The 13,529-nt window shown below is 66.5% G+C and carries 15 protein-coding genes; 8 read left to right on the top strand and 7 right to left on the bottom strand.

The features are described 5' to 3' along the window. From EJK15_RS61255 to EJK15_RS61245, 3 genes are all read left to right on the top strand, one after another. Positions 1-722: DMT family transporter (locus EJK15_RS61255; protein ID WP_138719560.1), on the top strand; the 722-nt coding region annotated here is incomplete at its 5' end. A 119-nt stretch (positions 723-841) separates the two neighbouring features. Next, complete coding sequence (locus EJK15_RS61250; RefSeq protein WP_240777944.1) at positions 842-1,792, top strand: hypothetical protein; 951 nt, start codon at positions 842-844, stop codon at positions 1,790-1,792. Positions 1,793-1,801: 9 nt separating this feature from the next. After that, positions 1,802-2,311: an ASCH domain-containing protein gene (locus EJK15_RS61245; RefSeq protein ID WP_138719558.1), complete on the top strand. Its 510-nt coding sequence runs from the start codon at positions 1,802-1,804 to the stop codon at positions 2,309-2,311. On the opposite strand, the gene EJK15_RS61240 is transcribed toward EJK15_RS61245, so the two are convergent. Continuing rightward, positions 2,238-2,732 (bottom strand): GntR family transcriptional regulator, encoded by a 495-nt coding sequence (locus EJK15_RS61240; protein WP_171075256.1) that lies wholly within the window; start codon positions 2,730-2,732, stop codon positions 2,238-2,240. The two genes, EJK15_RS61245 and EJK15_RS61240, sit on opposite strands and share 74 nt — an antisense overlap. 41 nt (positions 2,733-2,773) lie before the next feature. Further along, positions 2,774-3,250 carry a GntR family transcriptional regulator gene (locus tag EJK15_RS61235; protein ID WP_240777942.1) on the bottom strand — a complete coding sequence of 159 codons (477 nt, stop codon included), beginning with the start codon at positions 3,248-3,250 and terminating at the stop codon, positions 2,774-2,776. A gap of 110 nt (positions 3,251-3,360) precedes the next feature. On the opposite strand from EJK15_RS61235, the gene EJK15_RS61230 reads away from it, so the two are divergent. Further along, positions 3,361-3,666: a hypothetical protein gene (locus EJK15_RS61230; protein WP_206061974.1), complete on the top strand. Its 306-nt coding sequence runs from the start codon at positions 3,361-3,363 to the stop codon at positions 3,664-3,666. Positions 3,667-3,924: 258 nt separating this feature from the next. Here EJK15_RS61230 and EJK15_RS61225 read toward each other — a convergent pair whose 3' ends face one another. Next, a complete protein-coding gene (locus tag EJK15_RS61225; RefSeq protein ID WP_138719555.1) occupies positions 3,925-4,338 on the bottom strand; it encodes a VOC family protein in 414 nt (137 codons plus the stop codon). 23 nt (positions 4,339-4,361) lie between these two features. Between EJK15_RS61225 and EJK15_RS61220 the strand changes: the two genes are divergently transcribed. Then, entirely contained in the window at positions 4,362-4,937 is a 576-nt protein-coding gene (locus EJK15_RS61220) for a TetR/AcrR family transcriptional regulator (RefSeq protein ID WP_240777941.1), read from the top strand. A gap of 849 nt (positions 4,938-5,786) precedes the next feature. On the opposite strand, the gene radC is transcribed toward EJK15_RS61220, so the two are convergent. After that, positions 5,787-6,443, bottom strand: coding sequence for a RadC family protein (gene radC, locus EJK15_RS61215; protein WP_138719554.1), 657 nt, complete (start codon positions 6,441-6,443; stop codon positions 5,787-5,789). A 373-nt stretch (positions 6,444-6,816) separates the two neighbouring features. Beyond that, positions 6,817-7,533: a GntR family transcriptional regulator gene (locus EJK15_RS61210; RefSeq protein WP_138719553.1), complete on the bottom strand. Its 717-nt coding sequence runs from the start codon at positions 7,531-7,533 to the stop codon at positions 6,817-6,819. 539 nt (positions 7,534-8,072) lie between these two features. On the opposite strand from EJK15_RS61210, the gene EJK15_RS61205 reads away from it, so the two are divergent. From EJK15_RS61205 to EJK15_RS61195, 3 genes are all read left to right on the top strand, one after another. Beyond that, positions 8,073-8,519, top strand: coding sequence for a GNAT family N-acetyltransferase (locus tag EJK15_RS61205; RefSeq protein WP_138719552.1), 447 nt, complete (start codon positions 8,073-8,075; stop codon positions 8,517-8,519). A 230-nt stretch (positions 8,520-8,749) separates the two neighbouring features. Further along, positions 8,750-9,667 (top strand): 4-hydroxy-tetrahydrodipicolinate synthase, encoded by a 918-nt coding sequence (dapA, locus tag EJK15_RS61200; RefSeq protein WP_138719551.1) that lies wholly within the window; start codon positions 8,750-8,752, stop codon positions 9,665-9,667. Positions 9,668-9,721: 54 nt separating this feature from the next. Then, complete coding sequence (locus EJK15_RS61195; RefSeq protein ID WP_138719550.1) at positions 9,722-11,407, top strand: ribonuclease J; 1,686 nt, start codon at positions 9,722-9,724, stop codon at positions 11,405-11,407. Positions 11,408-11,559: 152 nt separating this feature from the next. Here EJK15_RS61195 and EJK15_RS61190 read toward each other — a convergent pair whose 3' ends face one another. Together EJK15_RS61190 and iscB are read right to left on the bottom strand one after the other, a co-directional pair. Further along, positions 11,560-12,339 carry an ABC transporter permease gene (locus EJK15_RS61190; protein WP_138719549.1) on the bottom strand — a complete coding sequence of 260 codons (780 nt, stop codon included), beginning with the start codon at positions 12,337-12,339 and terminating at the stop codon, positions 11,560-11,562. Positions 12,340-12,447: 108 nt separating this feature from the next. Next, the coding region (gene iscB / locus EJK15_RS61185; protein WP_138719548.1) for an RNA-guided endonuclease IscB at positions 12,448-13,529 on the bottom strand (1,082 nt) is incomplete at its 5' end.

Here is a 13,529-nt window from a genome sequence, read left to right as displayed (position 1 = left end):
GATGGAAGGGTCTGATGGGGCTAAGATACAGCCTCCCCCCGAAACACCTCTGGCCCTCCTACGCCCTGATCTCCTTCGGCGTGGTCTTCGGCTTCCCGGTCTTCAGCGGCCTCGCCCTGGCCCTCGGCGCCGGCACCGCCCACGCCGCCGTCGTCATAGCGCTCCTCCCGGCGGCCACCGCCGCCTGCGCCGTCCTCAGAGCAGGCGAACGCCCCCGCCCCCTCTTCTGGGCAGCCTGCGCAGCAGGTGCCATAGCGATAACCACCTTCACCCTCACCCAGCACCAAGGCGGCGCCTCCTGGCCCGACCTGCTCCTCATCGGAGCACTCCTCTCGGCCGCGATCGGCTACACGGAAGGCGGCCGCCTCTCCAGGCAGACCCCCGGCTGGCAAGTGATCTCCCACACTCTCGTCCTCTCCCTCCCCCTGACGGCCCCCATAACGGCGGTCCTGGCCCTGACGACCCCCATGACGTTCACGCCCAACGCCATGATCGGCTTCGCCTACGCAGCAGTGATCTCCATGTTCCTGGGCTTCTTCCCGTGGTACGCGGGGCTGGCGAAAGGCGGCATAGCCAGAGCGGGCCAGACCCAGCTCACCCAGCCCCTCCTGACTCTCATCTGGGCCTGGTTCCTCATGGGTGAGAGATTTGGCCTGGTCACCGTGGCCGCCGCGGTGGCCGTGCTCGTCTGCGTGGCCATCACGCAGCGCGCCCGTACTTGAAAGCCGTGACGCCGCCACGCAGGATTGGGGGAGGAGGTGTCACAACAATGGCGGACCTCACGATCCCAGAGGGCGGTTTCTGGCCTGCGCCGGAGATTCCGCAGCCCAACATCTATCCCATGGAATGGCGAGTCGAGACGGAGAAGCTCGCCGCCATCTACGAAAAGTCCAAGCGTGTGCTCTGGAACCCGGCCGACCTGCCCTGGGACGGCCTGAATCCGGAGGACTTCACCCGGGAGCAGCGCCTGGGGATCATGTACTGGTTCGCCGTCCTGGCCAACTTCGACGCCTCCGGACCGGCCGTCTTCGCCCGCGCCACCATCCAGGCCTTCGAAAAGCACGAAGAGGACCCGGTCAGGAAGTGCTTCTTCTCCATCACCCGCGACGAGATGAACCACGAGGAGTGCTGCCAGCGCACCATCGCCAAACTCTGGCCCGGCGGCCCCCTCAACTGGACCCCATCGGACGATCTGGAAACGGCCGCCCACAACAACATCGGCTGGCTCTACCACAACGGCGGCCGCTACTGGAACGGCTACACCTCGGCCGTGGGCAAATACTCGCTACCGGTGCTGTTCACCAGTTTCATGATGGGCGAGATGGCGGCCTCGACCCTGTTCAGAGGCATGGCCTCGGGCACCCACCACCCGGTCTTCAGCGAGATGTTCCATCGCATCGGCCGCGACGAGTCCCGCCATCTCCAGATCTGCATGACCATCCTGGAGAACGAGTGGCCGGGCCTCACAGATGACACCCGCTCCCTGATCACCCGCCAGCTCAGAGCGGGTTTCATCTTCCTCAGCATGATCCTTTGGGAGCCCCCTGAGGGCTTCTGGGAGCTCCCGCCCTACTTCCTCCCCAACCATCGCGTCCTCATGGACCACGCCAGGGAGGCGGGGCTGGGCGTGCTGTCGTACGAGGAACAGGCCGAGAACTGGCGGGTGGCGATGGCGAGAATCCGCGCCATCGTCGAACGCTGGGGCATAGCCTTCCCCGCCATTCCCGAGCTGGACCTGGAAGGCGTACAGGTGGACTTCATCGACCCGGAGGACATCATCCCGGTCTTCTAACATGTCGCCATGTGGCCTCGTATGGACGGACGTAGAGTCCTGGAGTTCGGCACGCCCGGCGAACTCCGCATCCGCCTGACCGAGCTGGCCCTCTCAGGCGCGAAAACCGCCACGGCCGGCCTCCTCGCCCTCGATTACCACGCCGAGGGGGAGGAGCTGGAGCACGTTGGCGAACGGCTGGTCCTCGTGGACGACTCGGGCGCCCGCGCGGCGGAAGTGGAGATACGGAGAGTAGTGCTGACCCCGTTCGCGCAGGTCACGTGGGAATTCGCCGAGGCGGAAGGCGAAGATTACCGATCGATCGACGACTGGCGCGAGGCGCACCGCCGTTACTGGTCCGGGCAGGGCCATGAGGTCGACGACTCGTCAACGGTGGTCTGCCTGTGGTTCCGCGTCGTCGATCATCCGGGCCGTGGCCCCAGGGACCCGAACATAGCCACAACACCTACTCTACGAGGGATAGCTCGTCGGGCCAGTCCTCCAGATCGGACACGTATGTGCCGCGGTACGGCACCGTGAAGACCCACCCTCGCTCCCGTAGATCTGCGATGGCCCTGCGCGCGGTGCCCTTGGCGACCCCGTGCCGTCGCATCAACGCCTTCTCGCTCGGTATTGCCCGGTTCGGCCGAAGCTCGCCGCGTCTGATCCGGGCGACGATGTCGTTCGCGATGATCGTATGAAGAGCCCTTGTCTGCTTCGCGCGCGGCACACCGAGAGGTCCGACGAACGTGCCCTCGCCTTGGATGGTGTGGACGAGTCGACGCCTGCGAAGCTCTCGCGCAACGCTTCGCGCGGTGGTCCTCGCGATGTCGAACTCCGCCTCCATGGCCGCCTCGCTCGGTATGGCTTCGCCGGCCAGCAGCTGCCCGCTGATGATCTGCTCCTGAATCACCTCGGCGACCTGTACGTAGAGCGGGACGGGCCCGTCACGGTCAAGCATGCTCATATCGTAGACGTCTCGATACAAGCAGTTGAGCAAAGTCAGGCCTGGGGCCACGACTCCTTTGCGGAGACGTAGCTGCCGCGCTGGGCGACGGTGTAGATCCAGCCCTGCTCCCGCAGCAGCGCCATGGCCCGCCGCACCGTCTCGCGAGCGACGTCGTACTCCTTCACCAGCGCCGTCTCGCCCGGTATGGGACGTCTCGGAAGGAACTTTCCTGCCTTGATCTGATCGGCGATGTCTGTCGCGATCTGCTGGTAGAGCGGGACTTTTCGTTTCTTGCGCGGGGCTTCTTCTGGCGTGCCGACGAAAGCCCCTTCGCCTTGAACGGTATAGACCAGCCCCTCCTCGCGCAGCACGTGTATCGCCCGTCTGGCGGTGGTCCTGGCGACCCCGAACTCCTGCTGGATGTCGGCCTCGCTGGGCACGGGGTGTCCAGACGAGAGCTCGGAGACTCGGTGCCGGAGGATGTCGGCGATCTGGAGGTAGATGTGGGTGTCTCCGTCGTAGTCGAGCACATAGGCAACATAGGCCAAGCGGCACAACAGCTCTCATATCGCCCCGTCTATCTAGACGGAGTCCTCTTTTCATATAGACAGGAGGAGACAACCAGACGTATAGTCGCGGTATGGCGGAACCTCTTCCAATCCCCAGCGACGACTGGTGTATCGGAGTTCATGTGCCGGAGCTGCGTGCTGGCTACACGTTGTTGAAGTGGGAGTCCACACGGCCGCCCGCTGAACGCGTACGTGTTCGGGAATACACGTGCGACTGCCAGCCGACGTTCTACGAGCTGTGCCAGGCCGGCGGTCTGCTCTTCATCCGCAGAACCCGGCGGCGTGGTCGAGAGATTCTGATCGACGAGAGCGCGCCAACCCGGTACGCCAAGGCGATGATCGTGTGGGGGAGGTTGCTGTCCGGATTGGTCCGGTGACAGCTCTGGATCACACCGTGAATGCTCACCTGATCCCCGGCTCCCGTGCTGCCGCCGAGCCGGGCCGCATGGTTTCGTGACCAAGGGATCTTGGGTTGCTCACGAAGCCATGATCCACGGGTCGCGGCGTCCACGCCGCGACCCGTGCGGCTGGACAGGTTGTTGCGGCGCGGGGCCGGAGCAGGGGTGCTGGTGGCGACCAGATGGTCGCAACAGACCTGCCGCCGCCGACGACGACCTGACCCGTATCCCTGAGCGCTAGGTCTGCGACTGGCTGATATTGACCATCCACGACACGCCGAACTTGTCGACGCACATGCCGAACTCGTCGCCCCAGACCTGCTTCTGCAAGGGCGTCGTGATGGTCCCGCCCGCGGACAGCTTGTCCCAGTAGCCGCGCAGGAGGTCGGCGTCGTCGCCGCTGAGACTCACCGAGCAGCCCGCCATGGGCTCGAATTGCATGTCACTGGTGACGTCGCCAGCCATGATCGTGTAGCCGGCGTCGGTCTCCAGCATCGCGTGCATGATCCGGTCGGCGTCCGGTGAGTCCGTAGCGCCGAACTCGCCGAAGGTGTTGAGGGCGAGGTTCCCGCCGAACACGTTCGCGTAGAACTCCATCGCCTGGCGGGCGTTGCCATTGAAGGTGAGGTATGGGTTCAGCCGAGAGGACATGATTTCTCCTAACACTGTGGGCTTTGGACGAGAGCCCGGTCGGCCGACGCGAGGTAGGTGAGGGCTGCACCGGCGCCCTCACGCGCCAGGCAGCCCACCATGCCGGTGCCGATGCCTCAGGTGCCTGCGCTCACCGGCCCGGCCCTGTTGGCGAACTCTTCACCGTCTACTTTAGGCCGCGCGCATTCGACCGGGACGCGGTGCTGCGCAAGGCTCTGGACGTGTTCTGGGAACGCTGCTATGAGGGCGCCTCGATGAGCGACTTGACCAATGCCATGGGGATCGCATCGGCCAGCATCTATGCCTGCTTCGGCAGCAAGGAGGCGCTGTTCCGGGAGACCGTGGCGCTGTACGGCACGACTGCGGGAGAGCCGCCCATGCGTGCGCTGCGCGAGCAATCGACCGCGCGCGGCCGACCTAGACGCCATCGGCCGCTACTACACCACCGTGGTACAGGGCCTGTCCCTGCCGGCCGCGACGGCGCCAGCCGCGCCGACCTGGAAGCGTCATCAGCTGCGCGATGGCTGCCTGGGGCCGGCTGGCGTCGGCGGAAGGCTAAACCGGAGCTGCGTCCTTCGGGTGGGGATCTACGGGCCTGAGCTGCGGTTTCGTGCAACGCGATGCGCATTGGACCCACCCGGGGCAGGACGCCCCACGCCCGGTGAACTTCATCGGCCGCTCAACGACGTGCAGAACTGGAAAATCCGCGCATGTGCCCGGGCATTAACCGCATGGCCGACTCCGGCATGGTCACGTTAGAGACGGCCACCGCGTGAACCCTTCGAGTAGCAACGATTCAAGGTCGAAGGCGATCAGCGATGGCCGCAGGAATTAGTGTGACGCCTGGGGAGCGGTCGTGCAGCAAAACGCGACCGATGGCCCGATCTTTTGCCCGTCATCCTTGGGTCGCCGTGAATCACCGCTTATGCCGATAGTCGGAGTGATTCGTGTAAATGTGGACAGCTCGGCAAGGGGTCGGCTGAAAACCTGCATGACGCCAGCAGCCGTGTTATCTGCTTCCTGCGTTCCATGGGAAGTGGCTGCCAGGGTTCGGCGGGGCGGTGGCGCGGGTTGCCTGAGGTGCGGCAGGAGGCCTTGACTTGAGCAATGGCCACGGATGTGCTGTATATGAGGCATCCTTACCGAAGGCGCGTGAAACCGGTTGTTCTTCACGCGCTGCGCGCTTTCGCGCAACCCCAGGCGAGGCGCCGGCCATACCGCCGACGCGACCGAAAGAAATGCGCTCCGCCCGGGATCGGCGCGGAACGTGGAGGTGGTCCCGTGCCCACCAGGAGGCACAGGGCCACGCCACGACGAGTAATGGCCGGCTGACGTCTGTAACGGCCTACCCGCGCCATTAGATTCTCATGGCCCACGCTTGGAAACCGCGGTTCGGCGCTATACATAGGATCATTCCCTTTGGCGTCCGGTGCGTGGGTGGAAGGGGTTCATGCGGGGATCCGCTTCCAGGCGGTGTCCGTGATGATCAGGTGGTCGAGGAGCCGCAGCCCGACGGTGTCGGCGGCCTCGATGAGGCGGGTGGTGGCCTCGAGATCGGCCGCGCTCGGATCGAGAGAGCCGCTCGGGTGGTTGTGGGCGAGGCCGAACATCGCCCCGCCCGTGGTGAGCACCTCCGTGATCACCTCCCGAACCGGCATCGCCGTGTGGTCGGCCCCGCCCTCGGTCACGATCGAGCGTTTCAGCACCCGGCCGCCGGTGTCGCAGACCACCATGACGAGACGCTCCTGGGTATGGCCGTGCAGCAGTGGAGCGCAATGGTTCGCCAGATCCGTCGTGCTGGTGATGCGTTCGCGTTCGGGCCAGGCCTCCGCCCGCCGCGCGAGGTGAAAGGCCGCGGTCACCCTCGCGGCCTTGGCCGGGCCGACGCCGGGCACGGTGAGCAGCCGATGCGGGTCGGAACGCCCGAGCCCATCGAGATCTCCGCAATGCTCGATCACCCGCGCGGCCAGATCCAGGGCGCTCGACCCGCGAAATCCCGAGCCGAGCAGCACGGCCAGCAGCTCCCGATCCGCAAGGGCGTTGGCGCCCCTCGACATGAGGCGTTCGCGTGGCCGGTCGTGCTTGGCCAGGTCTTTGAGTCGCATCGGCAACCTCCGAACCCGTTGTATCAACGCGCACCGACAATCTCTGACCTGCGTGTTCGTCGGGATCGCGAGGCGCCGTTCGTTGCCGTACCGGTGGAAGAGGCGCGGTCTGGCGGGCAGCCGGATGGCCTGCTTCCGCTGTGCGGACTTCGCGATCGTCGCCGCGCATGTCGATCTTGGGGATGGTGCGTCTGGAGGTTTGCTCGCATGAGAGCTGCGCCGAGGTGCACAGGGCAGCCGAAACGGGCACGCGCGACAAGAAGGTGATCGACGGCCCGGTCTGAGGTTCTCAGCGGGTGCTGGTCAACGGGGGGTGGGAGGCTCCGGGTGAGGAGACGGCTCGCCCGGAGCCTCCCGTTCTGAACGTTTCGTTCTAAACGGGCATGCTGTACGTGACCTGGAAGCGGTCGCCCGGGATCACGATGTCGCTGGTTTCCACGGGACGATCGCCTGCCCAGTGCGTGCGTTCGACGTGCAGGACGTGAACGCCTGCCGCCAGGTCGAGCGCGTCGCTCTCGGCGGGGCGAGGCACGCGGGTGTGGACGCTCTCAACGATCTCGGTGATCTTTATGCCGTGCGCGTACATCCTCGCGACCAGACTCCGCCGTTCCTCCTCCGAGTGGACGGCTAGCTCCAGTGGCTCATATGAGGTGGCCAGCTGGAGGGGTCTGCCGTCGCCGCGGAAGACATAGTGGGTTTTCGTGAGCGTGGTCGCCTCTCGGAGGCGGAGCCGTCTGGCGATGTCAGGCCCTGCTTCGGTCGGCTCGCTGTGCCAGTCCCAGGTCACACGTCTGCCCTGTGATTGCAGATCGGCCGCGAACGGGGCAGGATGATCAAGGAAACGCCATCGGTGTAGCGCTGTCAGGTCGGGGCGTTCCCTGACGTAATGGCCCGAGCCGACGCGGCCGATGATGAGGCCCTCGCCCGCGAGCACACGTAGCGCGTGCCGGGCAGCGGTCTCGCCGACCTGATATTTGCGGGTCAGCTGCGCCCGCGAGGGAATGGGCGCGCCGGGGGGCAAGGTGCCGTCGGTGATCTGTCGCCGGATGTCTTCGACGACACGCAGGTAGACCGGATCTGAGGTGGCCACTAGTCCATCCCTGGGGGTTCGTGTGAGGCGTTGCCCCATGTTGCCGTATTCGACAGGTAACCGACCGTCATCGATGGGAGCTGGAGCCCCAACTTTGCGATGGCGGAAAATTATCGGAGAAACCCTGTAACGCAGATGTAAGGGGTGCCGATTCTCCGGTAGAGGTCGTCGATGTGTGTACCCCCGAGCACATATCGGCGACCTCTTCCAATGCCTGCCTGCTGGATCGGCGGCGGTCCTGCGGCCTCGGCGCCCCCTGTGATCGTCCATAGGCTTGCAGCGGTCGGTCGCGGTGGCCGTGGTGTGCTGGTTTGTCCCCGGCTGGGTGGTCGCGGCGCGGCCGACTTGATCGTGATGGCGACCCGGCTGAGGGGGTGGCGGCCAAGTGGTCATGCCGTATCGCCGTGGAGTGGCCGTATCCCGGAAGACCACTTTCTCCTACGTTGTGGCGTCTGACCTTGCATTGAGGCCCTGCAGGGACATGTCCGCGCATCGTAGAGCGGTGATAGGGCTGCCCTATGCCTTCTTGAGGAGATCTAATGATCAGCGTCGGCAAGCTCCTTCCGTCCGATCGGGTTGCGTGGGAAGGCCTGTTCCGCGCGTACATCGACTTCTATGAGCGGAGTGAGCCGGATGAGATGTACGACCGGGCTTGGGACGAGTTCCACGCGGACACCCGGCTGCATGCCTTCGGGGCCAGGTTGGACGGGAGGCTCGTGGGCATCACGCACTTCCTCACCCATGGCAGCACCTCGGCGCCCGACACCGACCTCTGCTACCTGCAGGACCTGTTCACCGCTCCGGACGTGCGCGGGAGGGGTGTGGCGCGAGCGTTGATCGAAGCCGTGGCCGGCTGGGCGCGGGAGCGTGGCTGCTCGCGCGTGTACTGGAACACGCACGAGTCGAACAGCACGGCCCGGCGCCTGTACGACAAGGTAGGCGAGAACCGGGGCTTCATCAGGTATCAGATCGAGCTGCCGCGGTAGCGACGGCCCGGCCACGCCGATGGATCGTGGCTCGGCTTTCTGATGGACGTTGCCGGCGCGCTTCGGGCCGGCCATGTCGCATCCACGGCCTTGGTGGTTCCGGTCTGAGGGGTTGTCGTCGGGGGAGTGGCCCTCCAAATGCCGGCGAAAGGGAGCAAAAGGCGGCTCCAGGCAGGCAAAGCGGGGTGGCGGCGTCCAATGGATTTCCGAATCCAGGTAGCGTTCGCACTATGGCATCGCCAACTGGAACCACTGACGCACCCTTCGGCCGTATGCTGACCGCGATGGTCACGCCGTTCACCACCGACGGTGAGGTCGATTATGCGGCTGTGCGACGTCTTGCCACCTATCTGGTGGATGAGCAGCGCAACGATGGCCTGATCGTCAATGGGACGACCGGCGAGTCGCCCACCACCTCCGACGAGGAGAAGCAGCGCATCATCAGCGCCGTCCTCGAAACGGTCGGTGACCGCGCGACCGTGGTGGCGGGCGCGGGCACCAATGACACCCGCCACAGCGTCGAGCTCGCGAAGCAGGCGGCGCGTGCCGGAGCGCACGGACTGCTGGTCGTGACGCCGTATTACAACAAGCCCCCGCAGGAGGGGCTGTATCGGCACTTCACCGCCGTCGCCGACGCGACCGGCCTTCCCGTGATGCTCTACGACATTCCGGGGCGCAGTGGCGTACCGATCAAGACTGAGACCCTGATCCGGCTTGCGCAGCATGAGCGTATCGTTGCAGTGAAGGACGCTAAGGGCGACCTGTTCGCCGGCAGCCAGGTGATGGCGGCGACGGATCTCGCCTTCTACTCCGGCGACGACCTGCTCAATCTCGCCTGGCTCTCCCTCGGAGCGGCCGGGTTCGTCAGCGTCGTCGGACACGTGGTGGGCGCCGAGCTGGCGCGCATGATCCGGCTGCACAAGAACGGCGACATCGCCCAGGCCCTGGCCGTACACGGCCAGGTGGCTCCGGTGGTGGACGGGATCATGCTGCGCGCCGGTGGCGCGATCATGGCGAAGGCGGCGCTGAGCATGGTCGGCGTGCCGGTGGGTTCGGTACGGCTGCCGCTCGTGGACGCCACAGAGAAGCAAATCGCCGAGCTGCGTGCTTGCCTGGTAGCCGGCGGGGTGAAGTTGACAGACGCATAGGAACGGGGAGGAACCGGAAGTTTTGAGAACACGATTTGACTGTAGGGGCCAGGCATGAGCCATCCGCATCCTGAACTGGGCCCCCCGCCGGCGCTGCCTGACGGCGGCTTGCGCATCGTCGCGCTCGGTGGATTGGGTGAGATCGGCCGGAACATGGCCGTCTTCGAATACGGCGGACGCCTGCTGATCGTCGACTGCGGGGTGCTGTTCCCCGAGCCCGACCAGCCGGGCGTCGACCTCATCCTGCCCGACTTCGAATACATCAGGGGCCGGCTCGACGACGTCGAAGCCGTCGTCCTGACGCATGCTCACGAAGACCACATCGGGGCAGTGCCGTATCTGCTTCGCGAGCGGCGTGACATCCCGCTCATCGGATCCAGGCTCACGCTTGCCCTGATCGAGGCCAAGCTCACCGAGCACCGGATCCAACCGACCAAGTTCGAGGTCGTCGAGGGCGAACGGCATGCCTTCGGACCTTTCGACTGCGAGTTCTTCGCGGTCAACCACTCGATCCCGGACGCGCTGGCTGTGGCGATCAGGACGCCCGCGGGCATCGTCCTGCACACCGGCGACTTCCGTATGGACCAGTTGCCGAGCGACGGCCGCCTCACCGACCTCGGCGGCTTCGCCAGGCTCGGCAGCGAGGGCGTCGATCTGCTGATGTCCGACTCGACCAACGCCGAGGTGCCGGGGTTCGTCACCAGCGAGCGGGAGATCGGGCCGGTCATCGACGAGGTGATCCGTACCTCTGAACAGCGGGTCATCGTGGCCAGCTTCGCCTCGCACGTGCACCGCATCCAGCAGGTCATGGACGCCGCGGCCAAGCACGGGCGCAAGGTGGCCCTGGTCGGACGCTCCATGGTTCGCAACATGGGAGTGGCCCGCGACCTGGGCTATCTCAAGGTGCCGCCGGAGCTGATCGTCGACTCGCGCGACATCGAGGAGTGGCCGCCGCAGGACGTGATGCTGGTCTGCACCGGCTCTCAGGGCGAGCCGATGGCGGCGCTGTCGAGAATGGCCAACCGTGATCATCCGATCCGCATCGCCGCGGGCGACACCGTGTTGCTGGCCTCGTCGCTGGTGCCGGGGAACGAGACCGCGGTCAACAAGGTGATCAACGGCCTGACCAGGTGGGGCGCCCGCGTGGTCCACAAGGGCAACGCCAAGGTGCACGTCTCCGGCCACGCGGCCGCGGGCGAGCTCCTGTACGTGCTGAACCTGACACGTCCCTCGAACTTCATGCCCGTGCACGGCGAGTGGCGGCACCTGCGCGCCCACGCCAAGCTGGCCGCCCTCACCGGCGTCCCCGAGGATCACATCGTGATCGCCGAGGACGGCGTCGTGGTGGACCTGGTCGACGGCAGGGCGAAGATCGTGGGCGCGGTTCACGCGGGGTACGTCTACGTCGACGGCACCTCGGTGGGGGAGATCACGGACACCTCGCTGAAGGATCGCAGGATCCTGGGCGACGAGGGGTTCATCTCCGTTGTGGTCGTGGTCGACTCCAACACCGGCAAGCTCACTGCAGGCCCCGAGATCCATGCGCGTGGGTCCGGCATCGACTCCATACGGTTCGAGGAGTTCATTCCGCAGATCCAAAGGGCCCTCGAGGAGAAGGCCGCGGACGGCGTGATCGACACGCAGGAGATCCGCCGGGTGGTCCGGCGAACGGTCGGACGCTGGGTGAGCGACACCTATCGCCGCAGGCCGATGATCATCCCCGTGGTGCTCGAGGTCTGAGTCTTCTGGTGGTACGGCAGGCGTTTTCGTCTGCCGTACCGGTGGAAGTCCGTGTCCGCGGTGTGCGTTTTGCCGCGTCGGCCGCGCGGGGCGGGCGTCCCTTCATGCCCATCGGGGAACGGGTCTCAACCGTTGAGGCATGGGGGTCTGTCTCAGACATCCCTCCTCCGTATCAGCCAGGCGGCGGCCACCAAGGGCAATGCCGCGTGAGCGACCAGGACCGCGGCGGCCGCTGCCGGCGACAGGAGCGAGCCGTACACCGAGGCGGCGTTGCCGTCGCCGGTGATCTGGCGCGGGAGCGCTCCGATCATGACCGAGCCGAGACGTTCGCTCCAGGGCTCCGGGATGTTGCCGATGATGATCGGGACCACATAGACGAGCCCCGCCAAGACGGCGATTGCGCCTGCCGTGGAGCGGAGGAGGGCGCCCAGGCCCAGGCCGAGCAGGGCGAACACCGGGACCGTGAGGCTGGTGGCGGTCAGGAGCGGGAGCCTGTCCAGGAACGAGACGGTGTACGCGCCCGAGAAGCGGTCGCCGAGCACCCATCGTGAGACCAGGTAGGTTCCGAAGACCGTTGCCGGGCCGATGAGCAAGCCCAGTGTGCCCGCGATCGTGGCCTTGGCGCCGAGCACGGGCCAGCGGCGGGGGACGACGGTCAGGCTCGTTCTGATCAAGCCGGTTACGTATTCAGAGGTCATGGCCAGTGTGCCCAGAATGCCCATGCATAGCTGGGGCACGATCACGACGACTTCCTCCAGGTCCGCGATCCGGGCGCTGGGGCGCTTGTCCGGGGGAGCGTTGTCGTACATGCCGGCGGCCATCACGGCGAGTGCGAGGCCCAGGAGGACGGCGCCGAGGCTGAGGCCGAGGATCACGTATGTCGATCGGACCGAGCGGACCTTCAGCCATTCGGAAGAGAGGACCGCCTTCATCAGAAATCTCCGTGGATACTCCGGCCTTCAGGCCGGAGAGAAGACGGACCCCTGCGGAGCAGGGCAGGAACAGGCGATTCGCCGTCAGGCGAAATGTCGTCGCTACGGTCACGGTGGCGCATCGTCTCTGGTTTCTCCTTGGTGGTAGGCGTAGCCGTCGCCGCGTTGCAGCAGGCGGACGTGCCGGTGGCTGATGCCCTGGACGGTGCCGCGGGCGGTGGTGATGTTGAAGCTGCCGGTGGAGCGGACGGCGACCCTGCCGGTGTGCACTCCGGCCTTTTTGCCAGAGGGCACGCTGGCGCGGACCAGGTCACCGGTGGCGAACCCATGGACCTGTTTGACCCGGGGGAGCCGTAGCCGACCGAACCCGAAACGGTCGGTGCGGGTGCGAGCGTAGCCGCCGCGCCCGGCGCACGCGGCCACCAGCACGACGGCCGGCCAGCAGGTCACGGCATCGAGCTCGCCGACGTGCAGGGCGTCCAGGGTGTGCGACTTGGGCGCGCCCGTGCGCGACCGGTTCCACTTGGTCCGCCCGCCGGAGGCGGCGTGCACGGGCAGGCCGGTCGAGGCCAGGGCCCGCCACAGCGCCCACCGGGTCGCGTTGACCGCTGCGGCGTCTCGCAGCGGCACCTTGGCCTGAGCCAGCACACGCGCCAAGACCTTGGGCCGCCCGGCCAGGAACTCCTGCACCGGGCGCGCGTTCTTGTCCTGGTTACAGCCGATACAGGCCACGACCAGGTTCGAGATCCGGTCCGAGCCGCCCCGCGAGCGGGGATGAATGTGGTCGATGTTCAGCGGCACGCCGCTGTTGCCGCAGTAGGCGCAGGCACGGCCCCACTTTTCCAGCAAGTACTCGCGCACCTCATAGCCCGCGAGCGTGCCCTGCTGGTACTCGGCCCCTTCCAGCGGGCGGCCCGCGGACATGGCGTGGGTGTCGAACGCCACCCGCTCCACGTGCACGGCCCGCACCGGCACCCACCGGGCCAGCCGATCCACCCAGCTCATGGTGGTGTCCACCCGGTGCCGCAGCGACGGGGCCAGCCATCCCCGCGGCCGGGCTCGATTGAGGAAACGCGGCGCCCGGTAGCGCAGGTTCGCGCCCCGGCGCCGCCGCCGGAAGGCGGCCCGCGCCACCAGCCGGTCACGGATGCGCCCGCCCCGATGGTCGAGCTGCACCGCGAACAGCCCGC

This window comes from Nonomuraea basaltis (assembly GCF_005893125.1).
Lineage (GTDB): Bacteria > Actinomycetota > Actinomycetes > Streptosporangiales > Streptosporangiaceae > Nonomuraea > Nonomuraea basaltis.
Note: the sequence above shows the minus strand (reverse complement) of the source record. Positions and strands in the feature narration are given on the sequence as shown.